This is a genomic window from Syntrophus aciditrophicus SB (assembly GCF_000013405.1).
GTDB classification, from domain to species: domain Bacteria; phylum Desulfobacterota; class Syntrophia; order Syntrophales; family Syntrophaceae; genus Syntrophus; species Syntrophus aciditrophicus.
The window spans coordinates 2,153,183-2,176,402 of the sequence record NC_007759.1; the positions used below are offsets into that span (position 1 = coordinate 2,153,183).

At 47.5% G+C, this 23,220-nt stretch carries 21 protein-coding genes; 11 read left to right on the forward strand and 10 right to left on the reverse strand.

Annotation, left to right across the window (positions count from 1 at the left end):
* Positions 1 to 44: 44 nt before the first annotated feature.
* Positions 45 to 1,295, forward strand: coding sequence for an IS256 family transposase (locus SYN_RS09905; RefSeq protein ID WP_011417974.1), 1,251 nt, complete (start codon positions 45 to 47; stop codon positions 1,293 to 1,295).
* Here SYN_RS09905 and SYN_RS09910 read toward each other — a convergent pair.
* The 3 genes from SYN_RS09910 to SYN_RS09920 all read right to left on the reverse strand — a co-directional run bounded on the left by SYN_RS09910 (position 1,276) and on the right by SYN_RS09920 (position 3,927).
* The gene (locus tag SYN_RS09910) at positions 1,276 to 1,821 is read right to left on the reverse strand and encodes a lipocalin family protein (protein WP_049750046.1); all 546 of its coding nucleotides are present in this window, start codon (positions 1,819 to 1,821) and stop codon (positions 1,276 to 1,278) included. The genes SYN_RS09905 and SYN_RS09910 overlap by 20 nt on opposite strands.
* A gap of 370 nt (positions 1,822 to 2,191) precedes the next feature.
* Positions 2,192 to 2,956, reverse strand: coding sequence for a class I SAM-dependent methyltransferase (locus SYN_RS09915; RefSeq protein WP_041585621.1), 765 nt, complete (start codon positions 2,954 to 2,956; stop codon positions 2,192 to 2,194).
* A 230-nt stretch (positions 2,957 to 3,186) separates the two neighbouring features.
* Positions 3,187 to 3,927, reverse strand: coding sequence for an acyloxyacyl hydrolase (locus tag SYN_RS09920; RefSeq protein ID WP_011417977.1), 741 nt, complete (start codon positions 3,925 to 3,927; stop codon positions 3,187 to 3,189).
* Positions 3,928 to 5,105: 1,178 nt separating this feature from the next.
* Here SYN_RS09920 and SYN_RS09925 point away from each other — a divergent pair.
* Entirely contained in the window at positions 5,106 to 6,620 is a 1,515-nt protein-coding gene (locus SYN_RS09925; RefSeq protein WP_148202548.1) for a hypothetical protein, read from the forward strand.
* Positions 6,621 to 7,041: 421 nt separating this feature from the next.
* On the opposite strand, the gene SYN_RS09930 is transcribed toward SYN_RS09925, so the two are convergent.
* Positions 7,042 to 7,746: a hypothetical protein gene (locus SYN_RS09930; RefSeq protein WP_202943553.1), complete on the reverse strand. Its 705-nt coding sequence runs from the start codon at positions 7,744 to 7,746 to the stop codon at positions 7,042 to 7,044.
* A gap of 433 nt (positions 7,747 to 8,179) precedes the next feature.
* Here SYN_RS09930 and SYN_RS09935 point away from each other — a divergent pair, with 433 nt between their 5' ends.
* From SYN_RS09935 to SYN_RS09975, 7 genes are all read left to right on the forward strand, one after another.
* A complete protein-coding gene (locus tag SYN_RS09935) occupies positions 8,180 to 8,506 on the forward strand; it encodes a hypothetical protein (RefSeq protein ID WP_011417981.1) in 327 nt (108 codons plus the stop codon).
* Positions 8,507 to 8,538: 32 nt separating this feature from the next.
* The gene (locus SYN_RS09940) at positions 8,539 to 9,900 is read left to right on the forward strand and encodes an MATE family efflux transporter (RefSeq protein WP_011417982.1); all 1,362 of its coding nucleotides are present in this window, start codon (positions 8,539 to 8,541) and stop codon (positions 9,898 to 9,900) included.
* Positions 9,901 to 10,398: 498 nt separating this feature from the next.
* Positions 10,399 to 11,889: a helicase HerA-like domain-containing protein gene (locus tag SYN_RS09950; protein WP_011417984.1), complete on the forward strand. Its 1,491-nt coding sequence runs from the start codon at positions 10,399 to 10,401 to the stop codon at positions 11,887 to 11,889.
* Between the two features lie 113 nt (positions 11,890 to 12,002).
* Entirely contained in the window at positions 12,003 to 12,350 is a 348-nt protein-coding gene (locus tag SYN_RS09955; protein WP_011417985.1) for a hypothetical protein, read from the forward strand.
* A gap of 462 nt (positions 12,351 to 12,812) precedes the next feature.
* Positions 12,813 to 14,012: a tetratricopeptide repeat protein gene (locus SYN_RS09965; RefSeq protein WP_011417987.1), complete on the forward strand. Its 1,200-nt coding sequence runs from the start codon at positions 12,813 to 12,815 to the stop codon at positions 14,010 to 14,012.
* 612 nt (positions 14,013 to 14,624) lie between these two features.
* Positions 14,625 to 16,049, forward strand: a complete 1,425-nt coding sequence (locus SYN_RS15355; protein WP_011417989.1) for an alpha/beta hydrolase — start codon at positions 14,625 to 14,627, stop codon at positions 16,047 to 16,049.
* Between the two features lie 928 nt (positions 16,050 to 16,977).
* Positions 16,978 to 17,298 (forward strand): hypothetical protein, encoded by a 321-nt coding sequence (locus tag SYN_RS09975; protein ID WP_011417991.1) that lies wholly within the window; start codon positions 16,978 to 16,980, stop codon positions 17,296 to 17,298.
* Positions 17,299 to 17,397: 99 nt separating this feature from the next.
* Here the strand turns inward: SYN_RS09975 and bcp are convergent, their stop codons facing one another.
* Together bcp and SYN_RS09985 are read right to left on the reverse strand one after the other, a co-directional pair.
* A complete protein-coding gene (gene bcp / locus SYN_RS09980; RefSeq protein WP_083756486.1) occupies positions 17,398 to 17,865 on the reverse strand; it encodes a thioredoxin-dependent thiol peroxidase in 468 nt (155 codons plus the stop codon).
* Positions 17,866 to 17,985: 120 nt separating this feature from the next.
* Entirely contained in the window at positions 17,986 to 18,333 is a 348-nt protein-coding gene (locus SYN_RS09985) for a hypothetical protein (RefSeq protein ID WP_041584982.1), read from the reverse strand.
* A 320-nt stretch (positions 18,334 to 18,653) separates the two neighbouring features.
* Here SYN_RS09985 and SYN_RS09990 point away from each other — a divergent pair, with 320 nt between their 5' ends.
* Positions 18,654 to 18,860, forward strand: a complete 207-nt coding sequence (locus tag SYN_RS09990; protein WP_193329353.1) for a hypothetical protein — start codon at positions 18,654 to 18,656, stop codon at positions 18,858 to 18,860.
* Positions 18,861 to 18,869: 9 nt separating this feature from the next.
* On the opposite strand, the gene SYN_RS09995 is transcribed toward SYN_RS09990, so the two are convergent.
* From SYN_RS09995 to SYN_RS10005, 3 genes are all read right to left on the reverse strand, one after another.
* Entirely contained in the window at positions 18,870 to 19,391 is a 522-nt protein-coding gene (locus SYN_RS09995) for a hypothetical protein (RefSeq protein ID WP_011417996.1), read from the reverse strand.
* A gap of 212 nt (positions 19,392 to 19,603) precedes the next feature.
* A complete protein-coding gene (locus SYN_RS10000) occupies positions 19,604 to 20,188 on the reverse strand; it encodes a VOC family protein (RefSeq protein ID WP_011417997.1) in 585 nt (194 codons plus the stop codon).
* Positions 20,185 to 20,664, reverse strand: a complete 480-nt coding sequence (locus SYN_RS10005) for an NUDIX domain-containing protein (RefSeq protein ID WP_011417998.1) — start codon at positions 20,662 to 20,664, stop codon at positions 20,185 to 20,187. Before SYN_RS10005 ends, SYN_RS10000 begins: the two co-directional genes overlap by 4 nt.
* Positions 20,665 to 21,187: 523 nt before the next feature.
* Between SYN_RS10005 and SYN_RS10015 the strand changes: the two genes are divergently transcribed.
* The gene (locus tag SYN_RS10015) at positions 21,188 to 21,487 is read left to right on the forward strand and encodes a hypothetical protein (protein ID WP_148202549.1); all 300 of its coding nucleotides are present in this window, start codon (positions 21,188 to 21,190) and stop codon (positions 21,485 to 21,487) included.
* Between the two features lie 201 nt (positions 21,488 to 21,688).
* On the opposite strand, the gene SYN_RS10020 is transcribed toward SYN_RS10015, so the two are convergent.
* Positions 21,689 to 23,203, reverse strand: a complete 1,515-nt coding sequence (locus SYN_RS10020) for an alpha-amylase family glycosyl hydrolase (protein WP_041584984.1) — start codon at positions 23,201 to 23,203, stop codon at positions 21,689 to 21,691.
* Positions 23,204 to 23,220: the final 17 nt, after the last annotated feature.

The following is a 23,220-nucleotide window of genomic DNA, read 5'->3' on the forward strand; positions in this document are numbered from 1 at the left end:
AAAAACGACCCCCCTTAGGCAGAGGGGGAGGAAAGGATACGCCCATGGAGAATAATGACTGCGATTATTTGGAAAAGCAAGTTAAAGAAGAGGCAAACAGTGCCTTGGAGCTGATTATTCGAGAAGGAGCCTGCCGGATGTTGCAGGCGGCGATCGGGAATGAAGTCAGCGAGTACATTGACCGCTTTAAGAATGAAAAAGACTCAAGGAACAGGCGGTTAGTTGTGAGAAACGGTTCCTTGCCTGAAAGAGAGATCGTAACAGGTATCGGCCCCTTAAAGCTAAAACAGCCCAGGATTCATGACAAAAGAGAAGATCAGCTTTTTACGAGCAATATTCTGCCGAGATATATGCGCCGGATTCCCTCGGTTGATGCCTTAATCCCGGCACTGTATCTTAAAGGGATCTCCACGGGAGATTTCAGCAAGGTGCTGGAATCCATATTGGGGAAGAATGCATCGGGGCTTTCCGCCACCAATATCGTCCGGCTGAAGAGGCTCTGGGAGCAGGATTATAAGGAGTGGGCCGGACGGGATCTTTCTCTCAAGAGATATGTGTATTTCTGGGCCGACGGCATTTACTTCAATGTTCGTTTGGAAGATGCCGAGAATAAGCGGCAATGCATCCTGATCATTATGGGGACATTGGAAAACGGGAAGAAAGAACTCGTCTCCATCCTAGATGGCTATAGAGAAAGCAAACAGGCCTGGCAGGAGATGCTGGGAGACCTCAAGCATCGCGGGCTTAAAGAAGGTCCAAAATTGGCCATTGGTGATGGTGCCTTGGGATTCTGGGCGGCCCTGCGGGAGGAATTTCCAGAAACGGTTGAGCAGCGTTGCTGGGTTCATAAGACGGCCAATATTCTGGATAAGATGCCGAAAAGTGTCCAGCCGAGAGCCAAAGGACACATCCGGGACATGTACATGGCACCGACCAAGGAGGAAGCCATAAAGGCCTACAACCACTTCATTTCTCAATACCGGGCAAAATATGAAAAGGCTTGCGACTGCTTAGAGAAGGATCAGGACCGTCTCTTTGCATTTTATGATTTTCCGGCCGAGCATTGGCGTCACATCCGCTCAACCAACCCTGTTGAATCGACCTTTGCCACGGTCAGACTTCGCACAAATCGGACAAAGGGCTGTGGGTCAAGATTGGCAACACTGACCATGGTTTTCAAGTTGGCAATGGAAGCGGAAAAAACCTGGCAGAGAATCAGGGGCCATCAACTCATCGGCAAGGTCATTGAAGGCATCCGATTTGTGGATGGCATAATCATGAAAGAGGCTGCTTAATTTTGGCTGGGACGGATACGCTGATAAAAGACATCATCCACAACATTTGACAATATCTCTTCGCCTTATCAACAAGTTTTGCTTTCAACTCTTCAGGCATCGCAGGGTTCCTCGATAGTATCCACAGATATGATCTGTCAGGTCCGCATACGAGGGAGTATTGATAATTTACTTCATCAATTTCGAATACGACGTAGGAACCGTAGAAGGGGCCGAAAAAGGAAACCTTTAAATAGCCTCGATCAGACTCTTGCACGAAATAAGCTTTTCCTTCTGCTTCCTTCCATTTCTTTTCGATATCTGAGTAACCTCTATTCAGTACCTTTACGCCACCGTCGCTTCGAAGTGTATACTCAGCGGTTACTTTGCTTAATCCTCGCTCGAAAGAATGGTCGAGTCGGGCAATTTCGTACCACTTGCCCAAATACTTTTCTAAATTGAAGTTATCTACTGGCGTAATATTTTCTGGTATTCCAACGCAGCTGACCAGTAAAAATATAAAAAGAGCTGTAAATATCTTTCGCATCATAATTATGTCTCCATAATGCCTAACGTTGCAAGTCACCGGACAGAGGGAGACGCGTTTGTCTCGGCTTTCACTGCTACGGTGCACTCGGCTTGTTCGCTTGACATTTTGCTTCTTCTCTGGTCGATAGCCTTTTACCAATATTCAGGCTTACGGTTTGGGATGAAGAATGGGAAAAATAGTGAGAAAATAAAATTAATCATAAATACAGAATATTATGATAAATTGGTTGTTTAATCTACAAACAAATGAATATACAAACCTCAAACAATGTGAATTACTAAGTGAAAGAAATCAAGGACAAAGCTAAGCGCCGGAGCCGATCAGGGGCAACAGTGTGGATCTTAGTGCTGCTCCCGTTGGCGGGCATTTATTGTTTTTCTGCTATTATCAGCATTTCAAAATCTTCGGTTGATAATTTATCGTTTCGACTGAAAGCGCCAAGCTTCGCTCCGTAAATATCGACAGTTTTGAAATTCAGAGTCTTTAACAGCCACGTTATTTCGGCCGGCACATAATACCTCTCATTGCATTGCAGTTCTTTTTTGTTCCCGAAATCATCTTCGACATATAGAGCGCTATGCTCTCGAAAAGTCATCAGATCAAATGAAAGACTTACGCATTTTGCATTCCCTTCTTTTGTTTTTGAATCAAGGAAATCTTTGACGGAATGATACAAAGGAAACAAACCGTTTAAGGTGGTAAATATTAATTTCCCTTTTGGCAGTAAGGCTTTGGCAGCATTTCGGAGAATCTGAAAATTCATTTCATCAGTTTCCATCAACGGAAATGCGCCTTCGCATATCATAATAATCAAATTGAATTCATTCAGAAAAGGAAGGCTTCTCGCGTCACGTTTTTCAAAAACGATTTGTAGATTTCGTTCAGATGCTTTTTCTTTTGCTCGTTTTAAAAGTGATTCTGATAAATCAATTCCGACAACTTTATATCCTCTTTTGGCTAATTCAATTGAATGTCTTCCGGTACCGCACCCTATATCCAGAATTCGTGCCGCTTTGTTATGTCCGATCTCTTTTTCAATAAAGTCACATTCTCCGATTGTTCCCTGCACGAAATTTTCGTTATCATATTTCATTCCGTAGTTTTCAAACAACTCTTCATACCATTGTTTCATTTGGTGTGTCCTTGCCCCCTTTCCCTCTTTTTCCTCTTCTGACTCTTGGCATTCTTGATGTGCAAACAGCCAAGCTAATACCGAACACGTTGTATAACCGCCTGAACTTTCAAGATCATCTTCCATTGCTTTCCCTCCTTCTTTGTCTGGCGTCAAACGAGTCGAATTGTAACCCCTCAACTTTCTCCATTTGTGGACATTGGACTCATCTTCAAAATGTGTTTTGAGCATTAGAAAAAAGTGTTAACTCCCAGAAATATTCCTATCGAGTTCACACCATTATTGGGCTCGAAGAAACCTGCGGAGGAGAGATGAATATAGCGACCTTCAAAATTAACGGCCAAGTTGTCTCTTACAAAATAATTCACACCGATGATTGCCTGCAGGTTGAACTGGAAGGAGCCGCCAAGGTCAGGTTCGCGAATTTCGGTTGCTGTAATTCCAAGACCGAAATCGGCATAAGGAACCCAGGGCGCGCCGGTGGAGAAATGGTATCGCACATGCGGTGTTATCCCAAGGAGCCAACTAGTTTCCGAATTAAACTGCATCCCGCCCAGTATCTCTCCGCGCAACTCCCAATTTCCGCGATACCAGCTGTCGGCCCCCTTCACTCCGCTTATCATCTGTCCGTAAGAGGCCGAAAGCAGAGAAAGATGGTGACGTTCTTCACCTCCGAATATAAGCACCCCGTAGGTCACCCCGGCGCTGACGCCCACATTATGTGTTCCGGAGCGAAATCCCTTCCCGACCCCCATTATCCAAACGGATGACTCGTTCAAATTTGAGACGTTTTCAGGCATAGGCAGGGAATCGCCTATAGAAATTGTTGGCAGTTCCCCCGCTTGAACTGAAAAGGGCATGAACCAAAATACGCATGCAATAACAAACAGGAAATAAAACCTGCTGCGAATCGTCCAAGATTCCTTTTGAGTTCTTCCTGATGTGCAATGACGGTTTGTTGGAATATTCATATGCTATAAGTTTAATATTTTATTATCATAAATGATTTTCGTCCCATAGAGATGTCTGATTTTTTTATTCAGCACTTTTACATCATCCGGCTTCAAGGAGCGTTGCTTCATTTGGGGTTAGGCTTCCGTTTTTACCAGTTTAAGGGATGCCTGGATTGGCAAACGCACCTCGCTAAGGTCAGGAAAGAGCGGATGATTTTCGTATCTCCATTGATTCCACGTCACCCCCCCTCTTTCAGCATCTTGAGAAGTTCTTCTTTCTTCATGTGATGTTTTGCCTATAGTGATTTATCGAGTAACAAGATCTGTATGAATCGGCATTTACATTAGAAATATACACCTTTTTTTAATTTTATGAACAATCAACTTCAGGAAGACGTTTTCGGAAATGACAAAGACAATCTTGATAAACGGTTTAGAAACATCAATTTTCTCGCCTATAGGTTGACACCTTTCTTTCCGTAATCTTCTGCTTGCCAATGTCGTTTTCACGGTCTAATCAGCTTTGATTAAAGGACTGGCATGGCGATTTCATCGGTTAATGCTGAGGCGATTTTGCGAGGAGATTCCAACTGAGGATGAATAAAGGATGGCCAGTGTCTTACAATAAATATACCTGTAAATACATTTCGTTATGACACATTGGCCCTTGCATCTACGAGTCTAAACATCATCTCGACTAAATTGAGTACACATTTCCAACCGAAAGAATTAGAATACAGTGGCACTTCTCCAGTATCAGCAGAGGAAACGTAGCTCTCAGCGTGTATACTTTAAAGCCTTGAATGAAATGAATAAGGATGATGACTAAAATCCGCTGTCCCCATTGTGGCACTTCTCAGGAGTTATTTCCCCATATCATCCTCTGCAGGAATTGTTATGGTGACCTCAGGGGGGAATTTGAGAAGCACTCTTCCCAAACTATCTCTGTGGAAAAACCCCCTGCGGAATCAGGGCCAGCTGTTCGAAAATATCAGGCAATTCGTAAATATCCACTGAAAAAAATTGGTCCAGGGAATTCCAGTTTGTTTGACATTCTTGGAAAAACAGGATGCTTATCCTTTAAAAGATTCTTCCCGCTGTTCCCCCTTTGTTACTTTTCTGTCTTCTTTTTTCTGCTGATTGGCATCTTTATCTCCAAATTGGGATTACCCATTGTTTTCCCAGAATATTTCCCTTTGGACCCCTCACTGAGATACCTCGCTGGTGGAGGCATACTGACCTGCCTGCTCGCTTCTCTTTACACGCAGACGGCCCTTCTTCTGGCCGTTTCGAACCAGCATCTGGACTTGGGCGATGTTCTGGCAAAAGCCTGGTCACGTCTCGTCTCGTACACTCTCCTGATTCTGCTTATGGCAATTATTATCGGCCTCGGCTACAGCATCCTTATTTTCCCCGGGGTTATCGCAATAGTGCTCCTGATCTTCGCGCCTTTCATTTTAGCCGCAGAGAATGTCGGGGTAACCGAAGCGATTTCAAAGAGCGTTTCCTATGTTGCCCACGACTGGCTCCGTGTCTTTCTCTGCCTCGCACCTGTCCCCCTGCTGATTATTTTCAGCCTCATGTTCTTTGCTTATGGAGGAACACCGATCCTGTGGGTGACCCGGAACGCATTTGCTTTTGTTGTCATCGTCTCGGCGGTCATCAGCGTACCCTTCATGCTGATGACTCTGTATATCTACCATGTTTATGACGACCTGAGAAAAAGTTTGGGGGTCGTTCTTCCTGCCGACTCCGCCATCTCTCCTTTGCCGCAAACAACGGTCGAACTTCCCTCTCCTGTTTTATTCTCGTCACAGGAGCTATCCCCTTTCTTTGAAATGCTCCAGCAAGCATGGAAGATCTTTCAGGAGAGATTTTTCTGCCTGAGCGTTCTGAATCTCGTTTCGTATTTTCCCCATGTCCTCAATCTTTCGGTCCTGGTCGCCGCATACGTGATCGTTTCAATCTTTATTGACGCTTTTGGTTTAAAGGGGGATTTCGGCGCAGTGGCCCTTCTTTTTCTGCCACGGTCTGTCCATATCCTTATCATCCTGGGGATTATGCTTTTCGGTGTCCTTTATCTCTGTTCGGCCATATTGGGGCTGATTACTTACCTTCATCTCGAACTGGCTTTCGTCTACGCCATTGCCGATGCCACATTGACCCCCTGGCAAGCTCTGAAAAAATCGAGAGCCAGACTACGGGGCTTTTTCCGATCAAATCTGCACCGGAAATTTATTCTCATCACGAGTGGGGTGCTGCTTTTTCCCGGGTGCATGTTCTGGGTCTGGTATGAGTTCACACCCTTCATTTTTGCGATGGAGAGGGAAGGACAAACGCCCCTCTCCTCACTGGTGGAAAGCCGGGAACTGGTAAGAAACCTTTGGGGTCCTGTGCTTAAAAGGATGATATCCCTCAGGATGCTTCCCATCCTCGTCATCAGTGTGCTGAGTCTCATTCTCATTGCAGGCTTACCTTTTCAGCAGATTTTTGTTCTCTTTTTGAGTATTTTCAGTAGAGGAATGCCTCCTGCCGGTATGCCGTCTCTCCATGACCCGACGATCTGGCTTCTGACCATCGCCGGCCTCTACTTTTACACATTATTTTTTCAAATTCCTCTCCAGAAGGTGTTTCTTTATCTTCTGTACACAGAACTCAAGGAAGCCAAAAATTCCGAATCAGTACCTTCTCAGCCTCTCTATTATTCTTGATGCGTAAAGAATCCATATGCTGACAGTAGTTGACATTTTGATTGGCATTCTTTTGCACGGCCTCGAATGGACGTGACAATGACACCTGCAAATATGCAACTATTCGAATGATGAAAGACTTTCAATTCCAGAAAGGAAGAAACAAGAAAAGGTCTCGATGAACGCGAACAAATGAAAAGTGGTTTACATTTTTAATTTCTTGATTTTGTAAGGCGATATGCGATTCGAACGCGCAACGTCTGGTTCCGGAAACCAAAATCCTGGATAGCCATTGGCCCCTGGTCAATAGGGGTGGCCTTATTCTGCAGATCATTCATAAAGTTATGAATCACTTGAATAATTCGCGACCGGCGGCTCGCGGGTTCGAATCCTTCTTCCGGCCCCGTAAAATCAAGGGTTTACAAAACGTGTAATCCCTTTTTTATCTGTGGAACAGTTTCTTCGGAGAGAAAAATTTGGGGTTCTTGTCAATAAATTTTTGAATCCAATCTTCTATGAAGGAGCGCTGTCCCTGCTTCATGAACCACCAGCCGAACATGCTGATGGCAAAAGCTCCCAGGACATCGACAATCAAATCCCACATCGTGTCTGTCAGGCCGGAAGGATCTTCCAACATGGTTTTCTGCATGTTGGTCCCCAATATTTGGTCCATGCTGAACTCGAAGATCTCCCAGAGCGCACCCGCCGCCACAGCGAAGGAAAATGCAAAAAATGCCACAAATCGGGGGTGTAAGTGAAAATCTGTCCGTTTATGCTCATTGAGAACATAAACAAGAAGAAAACCGACAATGCCCAGCAGAAGGCCGGAGCTTGTATGCAGCACGATATCCCACCACCAGAAACGCGCATAGAAGCTCCGCACTTCGCCTAAAAAAAGAGCGGCAAACACGAAGATGATGGCGAGGATCTGAAACTCCGTGGGGATCGTCACGTCGAATCTTTTCCTCAATATTTCTGGAGAAATGACGAACGCGATGATCAGAAAAACCATAGAAGCGGACAGCCATTGCTGTTCGGCAATTAGCAGGCCCCATTCAATGATCATGATGGCAAGGAGGATTCTTACCATCCACTTGTGTATGCCCGACGCAACGCTCATTGTTGTTTTTTCTTCCTCATATTCCATGGTTCTCCGCCAATTGGATTTCACGTTAAATAACAGTTCTCAAGCGTGAAATGGAGGCATCCTTAAATGTCTGACCACCGCTTGTACAACATCCCCCATAATTCCCAATTACCTTATTTTTACCGAAGCGTCGAGGACCATTGCGAAACATTTGCTAAAATTCATAATACTCTCCCCCGTCTGGATTGAGATGGCCTTTTTCAGTTTATCTATCGCTCTTATGCGCATCTTTGACACATCCTTTTCCTTCAATAATTTTTTTCCGTTTTGTCATTGGATTTTTTATTCATTTGTGTACTATGTCCAGAAATTACAGAAAAAAGGTAATCACTTGAACATGAAAGTAAAATTCATAAAAATACTGTCATTCAATGAATCAAGCGGTGAATAAAGAAGGAAATCCGGGTTTAAAATCCAGGAGGAGAGTTGCGCAATGGAGGAAATAGACTTCATAAAAGAAGCAAGGATGGAAATGAAAAAGGAGGCTGAAAAGACGATTGATGACGGTCTTTTGAATCTTACCGAACAGATCCGAACTCATGCCACGAATGCTCAGGAGTGGCTGGAGACATTGATACACGCCAGTTATGATTTTGATGAACTGTTAAAAGGGAAAGCCCTCGAAGATCTTGCCCGCGTGGACCCTTCTCCTGTTGCTTCTGCAGCGTTCAAAGCAGAATATGACATTACGGAAATTATCATCAGAATTCACAAACTGAGCAATGTCTTTGACTACCTTGATGAAAAGAAAACTCCATAGTAAAGAACAGTGGCCATATCAACCAATAAGTCATGACTGACAAGGCTCTTAACCTGGGGAAAGGTCCCATTCTGCCTCTTCTGCTGAAGATGAGCGGGCCGTCTATCGCCACGGTTCTGGTTGTAAATCTTTATAGCCTCATAGATGCCTTCTGGCTTGCCAGACTCAGCCCGAATGCCCTTGCCGCCTTAACCATTATTTTCCCCATACAGTTGATTTTAGGTGGTGTCGGCGTGGGAACCGGGCTGGGAGCAGGCTCATACGCCGCCAGGATGTTCGGCGCAGGAGAGAACAGGAAAGCCCGACAGACGGCTGGACAGGTTTTTTTTCTTTCGGCTGTCCTCGGAACGCTGTTCATTGGAGCAGTCCTTACGGGACCTGAACATATTCTGAGGTTTCTCGGCGCGACAACGGAGATTATTCCACTATCACGCCAGTATCTCCTAACCTTACTCCCCGGTGTGCCTTTTCTGTTTCTAATCATGATGACCAGCAATCTCCTCCGGGCAGAGGGCAGGCCGCATCTCGTCATGTATTCCGCTCTTCTCTTCTCAGCCGTCAGCTGTATCCTCGATCCTTTTCTCATCTTCGGCTGGGGCCCCTTCCCACGGCTGGAAATCCGGGGGGCTGCCGCGGCAGCCGTAATTTCCCAGATAGCGGGAGCATTGCTTGCCGCTTACTACCTGCAGCAGAAAAGCTCGAAGTATAAACTTAAATGGCATTATCTCCGCCCTGATTACCGGATTATCTGGTCCATTTATCAGACGGGATTTCCCTCCATCATCATCAATCTCGCGGTCAGTCTGGGAATGCTTCTTCACAACCATATCCTCGGGGGGTACAGCTACCTTGCCGTTGCGACTCTGGGCATTGTCTCCCGGGTGAATGGTCTGGTCATGATAGCTTTATACGGCATCGGTCATGGCCTGATGCCGATGGTCGCTTACAGTGAAGGGGCGAATCTTCGTTCAAGATTGAAGGAAACCGTGAAGATTGCTGTAAAAATTTCTTTTGGAATTGCGCTGTTGTGTCTTCTGATCGTGGAAGTCTTCGCGCCGGCCATTGCGGCGCTTTTTTCCGATGGCTCTGAGCTGCGGAATTTAACGGCAACAGCCCTGCGCATTAATATTTTGATCCTGATTACAGCCGCTCCCAGCCTGATGTGGATCAACATGTTCATCGGTCTCGGACAGGGGAAAACCGCCATGGTTCTGCTTGTCGGCCGCGAAACCCTTATTCTGATCCCTCTTTTGTGGCTGCTTCCTTCCTCGTTCGGCATCAACGGCGTCTGGATGGCGCAGCCGCTTGCCAACGCCCTTTCATTTCTATTCATCCTTTACTGGACGAAGCGTCAGTTTCGAATCTTTGACTCTCAGATAAGCGGTGAGGCATAATCAAGCCTTGTTCTCCGAAACGCTGGATGCCCGTCAATATGGTTGGATCGATGAAAATTGTAATTCCTCCGCGATCGGCTTGATTACTTTGGCTGAAATGAACACATCAGGATTTTTCCGTGAAAAGCCCTCTGCTTTATTAAAGCGATCCTCTTTTTTTGTGGGGCCTGTGATCTGCTCATGTTTTATGAGAATCAAAAGGACGGGGACACTTGATCATCTGCTGATTTGAAATTTCACATTCCTGAAATAATCCCTGTATTGGCCAAAACAATGTATTCCCTGTTGATAAAAGCAATCCGCTTATTATACAGTTGGTTCAAGAGAGAATTAATGAATTTTAAAGCAGAAAACAATGATTAAGAGTGGACCTGCTTTTGGAAGGGAGAAATGCCCCACTCAATTCGCATTCCGATTTCACTATGGGCGACAACAGGCTCCTATACCTTGGACAGCAAGTGGGCAGCCGACACTGTATCGTCACAGAGGAGGTAACGCATGAACCAGATACTTATAGGCAAGGGTGAGCAGCCTGTTCAATTGCTCGCCAGGTACGGCAACCGGCATGGTCTGATCGCGGGAGCCACCGGTACCGGCAAGACGATTTCTCTCATGGTACTGGCAGAGGGCTTCTCACGCATGGGTGTACCGGTATTCATGGCTGACGTGAAAGGCGATGTCGCCGGCCTGGCAATGGCCGGCACCCCCAACGAAAAGATCCAGCAGCGTGTTAAAGAGATCGGGATTGATGGTTACGCCAGCGAGGCGAATCCGGTTTTGTTCTGGGATGTGTTCGGCAAGAATGGCCATCGGGTGCGCACCACGATCAGTGAAATCGGTCCGAACCTGCTGGGACGGATACTGGAAATTAACGATACCCAGACCGGCATGCTTGAGATCGCCTTCAAGCTGGCGGACGATCAGGGTTTACTTCTGCTTGACCTCGACGACCTGCGTGCCTTGCTTGCTTTCGTCGCTGAAAATCGCAAGGAGATTTCGACACAGTATGGCCTGGTAAGTTCACAATCCGTGGCTGCTGTCCAACGTGCCCTGTTGACGCTTCAGCGGGAAGGAGGGGAAGACCTCTTCGGCGAGCCGGCCCTGGAACTCAATGATTTGATGCGTACCGATCTCAACGGCCGCGGTATCATCAACATTCTAGTTGCAGACCAGCTCATTTTAAGACCACGATTGTACTCGAGCTTCCTCCTGTGGCTGCTGTCAGAGCTGTTCGAGAACCTGCCCGAGGTAGGTGACCTCGAAAAGCCCAAGCTTGTGTTCTTCTTCGATGAGGCCCACCTGCTCTTTGACGATGCGCCACCGATGATGCGTCAGCGAGTGGAACAGGTCGTGCGCATCATCCGATCCAAGGGCGTCGGGGTCTACTTCTGCTCGCAATTCCCCGACGACGTGCCCAACGAGATCCTGGGCCAGCTCGGAAATCGCATCCAGCACGCACTTCGGGCCTACACTCCGCGTGACCAGAAGGCAGTGAAAACTGCCGCGGAAACCTTCGTTGCGAACCCGAAACTCAACGTCGCGGAAGTCATATCACAACTCGGTGTTGGTGAAGCTCTGGTCTCCACTCTCCAGGAGAAGGGTGTTCCGATGCCGGTGGAGCGAACGTTGATCTGTCCACCGCGCTGCCGGATGGGCGCTGTCACGCCTGAAGAGCGCTTGGCCGTGCGTTCGCGCAGCCCGCTGGGAAACAAGTACGACTCGTCGGTGAACAGGGAATCTGCCTACGAGATCCTGAAACGGCGGACATTGGAAAGGGAAACAGCAGAGGCGGAATCAGATCAGGCGCAGAAGGAGAAACCGTCTGAAGGTCAGGGGGGGGTTAATGAATGGCTGTGGGGAACAAAACGTCGGCAGGGCATGGTTGAAACCATGGCTAAACAGGCCGCGCGTACCGTAGGAAGCCAGATCGGCCGCCAGATCCTGCGCGGTGTATTAGGCGTTATATTGGGCGAATCACGCCGTCGCTAGTCTCCGCTCACTTTATCGACGCAAAGAGGCAGCCGAAAGGAAGCAAACCCAGCTGATTTTATCCATTTGGTTATTCCAATTGTCCTTGAATATAAATTGAAAGGAATTAAGCCATGAAAAAATTCGCCCTTTTTGTGTTTAATGGAGATCCCATGTGTTTTATCCATGTTCTTTTGAATGCTCTGGACATGAAAGCCAAAGGAAATGAAGCAAAAATAATCATTGAAGGAGCTTCGGCCAAACTGATCCCTGAACTGGTGAAAACAGGAAATCCCCTGAATGGATTGTGGGAAAAAAATCTTGAGGCGGGGCTGGTTGAAGGAGTCTGTAAAGCATGCTCCAGTAAAATGGGAACCCTTGAAGCGGCAAAAGAGCAGGGTTTGACAATTCTCGACGATATGTCAGGTCATCCCGGCATGGCAGCATACATGGAAAAAGGATACGAAATCATTACATTCTGATTACGGATAAAAAAGGGAGCAGGGAAACAGTCCTGTCCTTTCCGGGACCAGCTCCTGAATCTTCATTATCGTCCTGACGGCAGCTTTTTTCGACCTCTTGGTCCGGTTTGAGTGAACACTGCCGAGATGGGCAACTCCCTCGGCCTGGAAACCCGGCAAAACGACGCTCAAGTCTGGTCCGGAACTGGTTGGAAGGTTTTGGAAGGTGCCGTAAAATTTTACTTCCATCAAATTCCACTTTAAAAAGGGAAAAATGATATAAAATTTATTAAAATATAGCGTAAAATATTAAAAATAGACCCCTTGCCCCTAAACATACTTGAGGAAGGCATGGTTGGGCTGACAATCTTGATTTTTTCTAAAAAAAAGACGGGGGCTATTCACCAACTCTTCAGTTTTTAAAGCGTTTTACAAAAGATCTTCATCAGCATTTTCAGTCGTAAGTCGGCGAGGAAGGAACTGATGACACTCGTTAAATTCTTATCCGCGGCACTGATTCTCCTTTTCCTGAACACGACCGCCGTATTCGCCCAAGGCGCCGGTTATGAATGGGACATTCTCAACAAGGAAGTCATGAAACTCTACCGTATGGGAAACCTGGACCGCGCGGTCAAGGTCGCGAAGAAAGCGCTTGAAGTAGCCAGGGAAAATGTCGGACCGGATCATACCGATGTGGCCACGAGTCTGAACAATCTCGCAGAACTCTACCGTACCCAGGGCCAGTATGCCCATGCAGAACCGTTGTTGAAGAGATCGCTGGCGATCATGGAGGAAGCCCGGGGACCGGATCATACCGATGTGGCCACGAGCCTGAACAATCTCGCCCTGCTCTATTATGCCCAGGACCAGTACACCGAAGCAGAACCTCTGTATAAAAGATCACTGACGATCATGGAGAAGGCCCTCGGTCCGGATCATACCGATGTAGCCACGAGCCTGAACAATCTCGCCCTGCTCTATTATGCCCAGGGTCAATTCAATCAGGCCGAACCCCTCTACAGGAGGGCGCTGGAGATCAGGGAAAAGGCACTGGGTTCGAATCACTCAGCCGTGGCCGTAAGCATGAACAACCTCGCAGGCCTTTATCATGCCCAGGGCCAATACGCGCAGGCGGAACCCCTCTACAAGAGGGCACTGGAGATCATGGAGGAAGCTCGAGACCCTGATTCTATCGAGTTGGCAACGAGCCTCAGCAACCTTGCTTTTTTCTATGTCGCCCAAGGCCAGTACAAGCAGGCTGAACCCTTCTACAAGAGGGAACTGGAGATCAGGGAAAAGGCACTGGGTCCGAATCATCCCGATGTGGCCACGAGCCTGAACAATCTCGCAGAGCTCTACCGTACCCAGGGCCGGTACACTCAGGCTGAGTTCCTCTTCAAGAGGTCTCTGGCGATCAGAGAAAAGGCCCTCGCCCCGAATCATACCGCTGTAGCCACAAGTCTGAATAACCTCGCATTGCTCTACTATGCCCGAGGCCAGTATGCTCAGGCGGAACCCCTTTACAAAAGGGCACTGGAGATTATGGAGAAGGCCCTGACCCCGGATCATCCTTCCGTGGCCACAATAATTGAAAATCTGGTCAAACTCTACAGGGCCACCAGTCGGTTCAAGGAGGCCGGCAGGCTCGAACAGCGCGCGGCCGCTATTCGGTCTGTCATATGATGGACGATTAACCGACTCCCTGCCGGCAATTGATGTCTGCATGTTGGAAATTTTTTCATGCTTCAGCGTATTTATGCATTGTTCGATAAAAGTTCCCGCCCACAGATGAGAGGATATCTGCCATTGATGCCGGATTTCCACTCTTCCGAACAGCATTTATTCTGAAGCTTCTCGGCCGAATAAACTTATTCATAATCTGTGGTTATTGACTTTCATTTTTCATTGAGAGAAAATACAGAAAATTCCGTTCGCAAACCATCTGCTCGCAGCAATTTCTCCCGAATGTTCGCATTCTGACCAGCACGCCATTTCATATGCATCCATCACAAATCAACAGCAGATCCTGATTTACTTTTGCGCAGGAGAAGAACGGACTTTCAATCACCTTGAACATTTGGCCGTGTTTTCAGAAAACCGGGCCGCTCATTCACGGTTGAGAGGGCCAATATCCAACTTAAACAACCTGGCGGCAAAGGGGAAAAAAACAACTGATCGGAATAAACGACGCATATTGATTGTTGAGTGGTTTCTTCGGACACGAGGCACCATTAAACGCCTTTAACCATCTATCCAGGGGACAGGTTTGTCAGATCCCAGAAAAGGAGAAAAGCCATGATTCGGGCCTTTTTGATCGCTGCCTTGCTCAGCATCACGGCGCTTGCCGAGGCACAGCCCCTCACGCCACCAACCGAGGTCGCTGCCGACATTGTCAAGGTTGACCGCTATCCTGCCCACAGCGTTACCTTCCCGAACGGGGTGAAAGGTATTCCGGGCATGGTCTATTGGGAGCCGGTCGGTTACCGGCCGCTGACGCTCGATCTCTATCTTCCCCCCAGTACCGTCTCGCGACCGGCGGCTGGATTTCCCCTCGTTCTATACCTCCATGGCGGAGGCTGGATGACAGGGGACACGCACCGGAGCGGGCCTTTTGTCGATTTCCCCGGCGTCCTGGCTGCGCTGGCAGGCAGGGGCTATGTCGTCGCCGCGATCCAGTATCGCTTAAGCGGTGAGGCAAAGTTCCCCGCGCAAGCCCAGGATGCGAAAGCGGCCATCCGCTGGCTGCGGCTTCATGCCTCGGAATATGGCATCGATCCGGACAAGGCACTGACCTGGGGTATGTCCGCAGGCGGACATCTGGCTGGACTTACTGCGGTCAGTTGCAACGCGGCGGGGCTTGAACCGAAACAGCCTCATAAATCTTTTCTGCCTGACACAAAGTCCGACCCCATCACCTCATCTCACGTCTCCGATTGTGTACAGGGTGGCGTCTCCTGGTACGGCGTGTTCAACATGGCGACCATCACAGCCCAGTCGAGACAGGATAAGGCCATGACCCGCGATGTGCCCGACGCGCCGGAGTGGCGGCTGCTCGGCTGCTACGGCAGTGCCTGCGGAGAGCAAACCATCGCCGCGGCAAGCCCGGTCACCTACGTTGACCGCACTGATCCGCCCATGTTGCTGATTGTCGGATCGGAAGACACGGCGGTGCCCTACTCTCAAACGCTGGAAATGGCGGATAAGTTGAAGGCGGCCGGCGTGAAGCACGAGCTGATCATACTGCCCGGCGTCAACCACGGTTTCATCGGAAATACTCCGGACCAGACACGCGAAGCCAATCTTAAGGCACTCGAGGCTACCTTCAGGTTCATCGACAAAACGGCAGGCAAATCCATAGCGACGCAGCCCCCCCTGGAATCAACTCAGACAGGACCACCAGAACCGCCGCCTGTTCCGGAAGCAATTCAGCCGGAACCATCAGAGTTGCCAAACGGCCCGGAATCCATTCAGGAAGGACCATCGGCAGGGCTGAAGATCATTGATGTTCTGCTTGTAAGACCTCTATGCGTGATCGGCTCGACGGTTTCAACAGCGGTCTATGTAGCCCTCTCTCCCCTGGTTTTCGTCATGGGGGTGGCGGAACCCGCGGCAAGGGTAATGGTCGAGGCTCCCTGGCGATTTACCGCCTTCAGATATATCGGCGAATTCAATCATTATACGGACGAGCAACCCATTATGGGAGTGTGGGATTTCTCATAGAGCTATGGGAAAATTCATGATGTAATCGCGGCATCGATGCGTCCGGGTTCAGAACGTATTTTTTAGATGTGAGAGAAAATGATGAGCTCCCGCCCTGGGACAGATCTTTTGCGCCATCCCAGCGGTTATCGTCCCAGGACCGTCCTTTTGTCGATTGGATTTTCCTCTGTCAATCGAGAAGAAGCATCAGAATAATCTCTATAGCCCAGATATTCCCATCCCAGTTTATAGCTGATATGGATTCCGTAACTAATCCGTATTGTGCGTTACCCTTCAATTATGTTAGAAATCCAAGTAATTTTTTCCGTTTTTGGAGGCAATGTTTCAAACTGATTTCATAACGATTGCTTCCTGAGTGTTCTTTTTTACAGAAATCAATGCCGTTGCCGTCAATCAGATCGATATAAAACGCACATCATCAGGAATTCTTCAGATCGTCTTCACAGCGCTTCCTTCTGACATCCCATCACGCCATCAGACTCCCAGGCACATTCGATTTCCAATGGAAATTTAAGATTTAAAAAAATTTAAGCGAGGTCAACCATGTCACTTGGTAAATGTCCGGAATGTGGTCATGTTATGAGTACAACGGCTGCATTCTGCGTTCACTGCGGAGGCACAGCCCCTGCGATATTGCCAAAAGATATAAGAGAAACGGGCTGTGATCAATGCGATGGAAAGAATGGGGGAACCGATGGCCGTCTTTGCGGCGGTACGGGAAAAATGAAGATTCCTTCTGAAGGATAAATGTTAAACCATGGCATCCTGCGAGCACCTTTAAAAGCCCCTCTTTTCCCTCACGAAGGTGCCAATTTCGCCTTCCAGGTCAGCTCTCAGGACGCAAAAAATCCGGCATTTGTCTTTGTGATCCTAAAAAAATGAAAAATATTAATTATTTTGAATCCAGGATTTACAAAAGGCAACTCTAATGAAAAATTCAGAAATTTCAGACTGGCTGGATCAGAAGGAAGCTGAAGGCGTCGATGTATCACAGATTGTACTGCCTGATGACCTCTCTTATGAAGAAGATCCCGATGAAACAATTTATTATAAGGAAATCAACCCCTGCGGGATCCTCTGCAAAGGCAATCATCCATTCTCGACGGTCGAGCGTTTCGGACACTGGTATTTCAGCAGGGGGCAGGACAAGAGAGCCGGAATTCACTCTTCGGACACTCAGTGGCATTGGAGATTGTTTACAAAGGATAAGGCTCTTGCTGTCGAAACGGCCAGATCACACATCGAATAAACAGAAAGCGGAATCCGATATCAAGTCCGCCGCGGAATATTCCCCCCGGACCATGCCAGCTTCAGTCCTGCTCAGAACGATTCAAATCCTTGATTTATCTTATATAATTTCAAGCACACCCAACGCCTTGGGCACCGTGTCAGCAGGACTTACTTTGTACCAGGCCGCCATGATTCGACCTTCTTCATCAATGATAAAGGCGGAGCGGATAATTCCAAAATATTTTTTCCCGTAGAGCGTTTTCTCTCCCCAAACCCCATATGCCTCTGCCACTGCGTGATCATGATCCGACAGAAGAGAAAATTTCAGATGAAGTTTATCGCTGAACTTTTTCTGTGCAGCCTTGGAGTCGGGACTGATCCCCAACGCCTCCACCCCGGCGCCATTCAGTTTAGCCAGTGCGTCCCGCACGGCTTCGGTCTGCTTCGTTCAACCGGAGGTGCCTGCCTTGGGAAAGAAATAAAGCAGGACTTTTCTTCCCCGGAAATTTTCCAGTTTTATTGTATTCCCGAACTGATCGGAAAGAATGAAACCGGGGGCCTGATCACCTTTTTTCAGCATTGCCATTGGGTAAAACCTCCTGGATATCCCTCTCAAGCAGTACTTCAGATAAGGGAGGGGCAATCTTTAACGACGACTTTTTTCAAAACAGGCCATGTTTGTCCACTCACTTCCATTTTTTCTGAACTATTGGACTTCTTTCAGCGATTTGTTCAAGATGGAAGCGAGCTTCCAGGCCCCGTCTGATTTCCTGTACACGATCAGCACATCCGCCAAGTATTGCCTGCCGCTGGTCGCGTCCTTCAAACGCATGCCGATGTCGTATTCTATCATTTCACCCTGTTGTACCCTGCTGTTGATTCTGAATTCCTGAAACTCCGATAAATCGTTAAATTTCCATATCAATCCATCTATACTCTTCATCGTTTGACCAATCAGATCCCTCTTGATCTGGTTGGCTTCCGGTGTTCTGGAACACCCGGCCAGCAATCCAATCGTCGCCACTATGAGGCAAATCAGGACTTTTCTTTTCATTGCGACCTCCTTATTGTTTAAAGCTCTATCCAAAGGGGCTTTTTATTTTTCTCATGAGTATAAGAATACAGGAAGGGGTCATTAAAATTAAATAATATTTAAGCAATAAATACAAATATCGACTACACAAGTTACCTGTGTGAAAAATATCACGGTTTCCCTGTTGAATATCAGTGAAGCTTATCACTTTACCCCCATTGAATGTGACTCGGGAGGTGAATAAAATAGAAACAAAGGAAGGCTGTCCGAGGTAAACAGAATTAACTCCTGAGAGTATGACGTGCGGGGGAACAATTCTTTCCTCCCGGGAGGGATTCGCCATGAATTATAAAGAATACCTGAAAACATTGATCGGCAGAAGGGGAACACTGGATATGCCCAAAAATGGTCCCCACTACACTCTTCATTTCAATGAATCGGATTCTCGACACAAAAATGCCCACCTTGTCGATGTGGATGATAATTTTGTGGTCATTCATCATGATGTCTATGGGATACTTAGAATTCCGCTCTCTTCTCTCTGGTAGTTTGTTTCTTTACATTGTGTCATTCTTCGCTTCCAATGGCGCCCCCACCTCCCTTAGATGGAAAGCGGTAACAGCCTGCCCATGAAAAGTTCTAGTGACCTTGAAGAACCCTTCAATTTTGAGTGAAATGAGCCCTTTTCCGCCGCCTGCAGAGCAGCTTGGGCCATGATTGCCACTGAAGTAGAAAATTGCGCTCACAGGCTTTTCTCTAATATTGGAAAGCTGGACTGAGATGCCGTGGAAGAAAGGAGACGTTGCGGAATCCGGATTGATGTTTTCTCTCCCTGCCCTGTCAACCTGTTCACCGACCGCGAAACCTGCCTCAATGTGGGTGTCAAGAAATACGATTCGACGATCGTTTGCCTCCAGAAACGATATCAAATCCTGATTGTCGGGAAGGGTAATCTGGATGGGATCACAAAATTCCTGTACTTTGCTGCTCCTCATGACCGAGGGTATCCACGAAACCTCTTCGAATGGCTTGGAGATGGCGGTTAACATGCGTAAAATCTTGTTAAGCCGTTCAATCATAGGAATTTTTAATTCGCCTGTCTTAGAAGTCAGTAAGAGATCAATCGAGGAAAATCTTTAAGTCAACAGAGAGTTTCATAGCAGAAATAGTGTATTTATTAAATGTTTTTTAACAAGATTGCATATTTGGCAACTATTTCCGGAAAGCAGTTACGGCGTCTGCAGAACGCCGCAAATTAATCAGTCATGATGGACAAGGCTTGAGAAGCCGTCTAATCCGCTGTTACGGTCTTGCCGAGCTCTGTCAACAGTTTCTTGATCTCTTCAGGATTAAGCTCCAAAGCAACTTTTCCGCCTCCGGGATGTGAAAATATGAGGGTCGCGCCGGTATTCGTCTTCTCGACCTGCCACTTTATATCGTCAGGAAGCTTCACCTTTTCAGACAGCCAGTCGCTGGAATGAAATTCCGCAATCTGAATCAGGACACCAAAGGCATGACGGGGATGAATAAAAATCTCTTTCCAGACGCCGCCGGCATACTCACTGTGGCCGAAGAAGGGAATGCCCTGTTCTTCAAGATGTTTCATGGTCCCGCGGAGGTCAGGCGTTTGCAGGGTGATATGGTGAATGCCCCCCTCTTTTCTCTTAAGAAAACCGTCCAGGAAGCTTCCCGTCCCTGTGGGCGAGATGATCTCCAAACGGGACAGGTCTCCCAGGGAAAATAACCTCCAGAAATACTTCATGTGGGGATCTTCACCCCCGACGCAGGCAACGGCCCCCAGGATGACGCGAAAGAAATGTTCAGCCTTTTCCCGGTCTCGAACCGCCAGAGATACGTGATCTATACGCGAAATCATATTTCCCCCTCCCTTTCAAGCCTTTCACATAATTCATCGATAAACCCTGTCTGGCCTTTGAGAAGCTTTTTCTCTGCCACTGAAACGGGAAACCATTCCGCCCGGTCGACTTCCGGAAATTCCGACAGTTTACCTGAATGAGGCGGCCATTCCATTGTAAAGGTATTACTTTTTAAGGCGTTTACATCACAGTCGCCTTCAAAGGCCCACGCGCTGACTAATTTGCCGCTGGGTTGTTTCCTCGGGGTTAAGACCAGGAAATTCCCTTCTGCGTCGAAGCCTGTCTCCTCCTTGAACTCACGTTTTGCCGCAGCCAAGGGATCTTCTTCATTTGAATACTCGCCTTTCGGAATGGACCATGTTCCTTCGTCCCTGCCTGCCCAGTAAGGCCCGCCGGGATGAACCAGCAGCACTTCCAGTTTTAAATCCCGATAACGATACAAAATCAATCCGGCGCTTCTTCTGTTATTTTTCATAATGAACAGTTTTCCATAAGTTTAGAGAGTCGTTTGAATATTACCGGAAGAGTATTTTACGAAATTTATCAAGGTCTGACTTTCCGTTTCACCGATACAATCATATAGATTCTGCACAATAACGGATTGATTAGAAAATTCAAGCCGTTGTTTTAAAATAGGTGCCGCAGCGGGAACCCACTGAACGGTTGGATGAGCCTTTTCGTCGCCATCAGCTGCATTACCTTTCAATACAGGGATGATTCAGCTTATTTTTTATATTTCATAACTTTCATGGCTGTAGAATTCACTCAGCAGAAAGGACAGTCGGGAGTGGATAGATTGTATTCAACTCAACGGGAGAGATGGATACTTGATATGCACTCTCCAGCCTGGCGCAAGAAAAATGAGCATCAACAGCCGTGATGACTAAAATATAGAATAATAATATCAACATGTTACAATGCCTACGACACTTTGGCACGGCAAATGCCATGACAAGATCAAGGAAGTAAAAACAAAAATCGACAGGAGGCATGGAATCATGAAAAAATTGACAACGCTGTTCATTACGGCCCTCATGGTGACAGGATTGACGACATCCGCTTTCGCCGTTGGTCCTGCCGGAAACGAGCGTGGACGGGATGACCGCGAAAGCTACCGGAGTGAAACTGTCCGAGGTGGCTTTCAGGGCCGATACGAGCGAGGAAGAAATGTTCATCATGGCAGGCATGTATACAACCGGGCGCAGCATAGCGGATACGGACGCGGCTGGGGACATCATGACAGGTATGGACACGGGTGGGGGAATCACGGCGGATTCGGGCACGGCTGGGGCCGATAGGTCAGGCTCATGCCTCGATGACCGGAAACGATCTCAACCTGTTCTCTGATGCCGCCGGCCGCAATCAACCCATCGTATCCGTCCACCAGAATGAGATTAAGCAGGAATTGAGATAAAGCAGGATAGATTATGGGTCCTGCTTTATCTTTTAAAGAATGGGGCAGGAAAACGTGGGCAGTCGTCTGAATCGCCGCTCAGTCGTTATTGATTTTTGATCGTTAAAATGATCGCGCTTTTTTTGCCTAACCTGATCTTCAGCTTTCCTTCCCGGATGGGGTGCAACTGGTTATCCAGCAGGGAAACCAGGGTGGCATCCGACAGCTTCTCACGGATGCGCCGGGGCAGATCAGGATTGTGCCCGATGTCAATGATCACCTCAGAGGGCATATCCAGCCACCCGTTATGAAATCCAGCTATAACTATATTATCTTCCACGTACCTCAAAAAGATCATCAGGAAATAGTCGACATACAGACAGACAAAATAGCCGGAGGAAAGAGCGTCGTTGCTCCGCCTGATCGAGATCATTTTTCGTGTATGATCATAGATTTCTTTTTCATGGGAATATTCAGTTTTCACCTCATAGTCGGCATTCAGTTTTTCCCAGGGGAAATCCCGCCTGTTATCGGGGTCGGAATGGCCTTCAAGCCCCAATTCCGTCCCATAGTAGATTTGAGGAATGCCTCTGATCGTGAAAAGAAAGGTCAAGGTCAGTTTCATGACGTCCGTTGCTTTTCGATAATCGCCCGCCTGCCGATCGAGAATCCAGGTCATGAAACGGGCCGAAAGATCGTGGTTGTCCAGCAGGGTGACAAGCTGATTGTGGTTGGAGTAGGATCGGTCGCGTTCCAGTATGCCTGTTCCAATGTTGTAAGGTGAAATGAAATCCGTCATGCCATGGTCATAAACGAATACATTTTTGATGGCATTCTGCATGGGAAAATCAAAAAGCTGATCGATGGCATCGTATTTCTGATATTGAGACAGGTTGTCGATATCAAAAACGAGGACTTCCCCCAGCAGGGTAACACCCGGGAATTGCCCCTTGACCTGTGTTTTAAAGTAGGTCCAGAAGTTTCTTTCAACGTGTTTGACCGTGTCCATGCGGATTCCGTCAACACCCGTTTCCCGCAGCCAGGAAAGAATTGTTTCCGTATGATAATCGCACACATCGGGTAAATCCAGATCCATGTCCGGCAATCCGGACAACTGTCCCTCCGTTTCGCTTGTCTCCAAACTTATATTCATCCTGTTGAACCAGGAGGAACAGATGGGGGTGGGATTGTCCAGACTGTCGAAAATTCCGGGATGCCTGTATCCGGTATGGTTCACGACAACATCCAGAATAAGTTTTATCCCGTTCATGTGAAGCCGATCCACCAGGTCTCGAAGATAATATTTGCTTCCTGGGAGATAGTGGCCGTTATCGATATAAAGGACAGGATTTACGGCGTTGAAATCCAGCGCCCAATATCCGTGATAGCCGTGCGCGGTTTCGAGATCAATCTGGCGGTAAACCGGAGTGATCCATAAAGCCGTTATTCCGAGATTCTTGAGGTAGGGAATTTTCTCGATAATCCCGTCGAAGTTGCCGCCATGATAAAAAAAAGGGTTGTCCTTGTTTATCTTCTGTTTTACTTCCGGTTTCTGGTTTTCTATCCCATAAAACCTGTCGGTAATGATGAAATAAATAATGTCTTTACGGGTAATGGCCATGATTTCCTCAGGTTGAT

Coding starts and splice junctions, on each gene's coding strand:
- SYN_RS10005 (WP_011417998.1), bottom strand. CDS start 20,664: ATGAAAAATAACAGAAGAAGCGCCGGATTGATTTTGTATCGTTATCGG.
- SYN_RS10015 (WP_148202549.1), top strand. CDS start 21,188: ATGAAAAAATTGACAACGCTGTTCATTACGGCCCTCATGGTGACAGGA.
- SYN_RS09990 (WP_193329353.1), top strand. CDS start 18,654: ATGAATTATAAAGAATACCTGAAAACATTGATCGGCAGAAGGGGAACA.
- SYN_RS09905 (WP_011417974.1), top strand. CDS start 45: ATGGAGAATAATGACTGCGATTATTTGGAAAAGCAAGTTAAAGAAGAG.
- SYN_RS09995 (WP_011417996.1), bottom strand. CDS start 19,391: ATGATTGAACGGCTTAACAAGATTTTACGCATGTTAACCGCCATCTCC.
- SYN_RS09935 (WP_011417981.1), top strand. CDS start 8,180: ATGGAGGAAATAGACTTCATAAAAGAAGCAAGGATGGAAATGAAAAAG.
- SYN_RS09955 (WP_011417985.1), top strand. CDS start 12,003: ATGAAAAAATTCGCCCTTTTTGTGTTTAATGGAGATCCCATGTGTTTT.
- SYN_RS09910 (WP_049750046.1), bottom strand. CDS start 1,821: ATGCGAAAGATATTTACAGCTCTTTTTATATTTTTACTGGTCAGCTGC.
- SYN_RS09940 (WP_011417982.1), top strand. CDS start 8,539: ATGACTGACAAGGCTCTTAACCTGGGGAAAGGTCCCATTCTGCCTCTT.
- SYN_RS10000 (WP_011417997.1), bottom strand. CDS start 20,188: ATGATTTCGCGTATAGATCACGTATCTCTGGCGGTTCGAGACCGGGAA.
- SYN_RS09920 (WP_011417977.1), bottom strand. CDS start 3,927: ATGAATATTCCAACAAACCGTCATTGCACATCAGGAAGAACTCAAAAG.
- SYN_RS15355 (WP_011417989.1), top strand. CDS start 14,625: ATGATTCGGGCCTTTTTGATCGCTGCCTTGCTCAGCATCACGGCGCTT.
- SYN_RS09950 (WP_011417984.1), top strand. CDS start 10,399: ATGAACCAGATACTTATAGGCAAGGGTGAGCAGCCTGTTCAATTGCTC.
- SYN_RS09965 (WP_011417987.1), top strand. CDS start 12,813: ATGACACTCGTTAAATTCTTATCCGCGGCACTGATTCTCCTTTTCCTG.
- SYN_RS09985 (WP_041584982.1), bottom strand. CDS start 18,333: ATGAAAAGAAAAGTCCTGATTTGCCTCATAGTGGCGACGATTGGATTG.
- SYN_RS09930 (WP_202943553.1), bottom strand. CDS start 7,746: ATGGAATATGAGGAAGAAAAAACAACAATGAGCGTTGCGTCGGGCATA.
- SYN_RS09975 (WP_011417991.1), top strand. CDS start 16,978: ATGAAAAATTCAGAAATTTCAGACTGGCTGGATCAGAAGGAAGCTGAA.
- SYN_RS10020 (WP_041584984.1), bottom strand. CDS start 23,203: ATGGCCATTACCCGTAAAGACATTATTTATTTCATCATTACCGACAGG.
- SYN_RS09915 (WP_041585621.1), bottom strand. CDS start 2,956: ATGAAACAATGGTATGAAGAGTTGTTTGAAAACTACGGAATGAAATAT.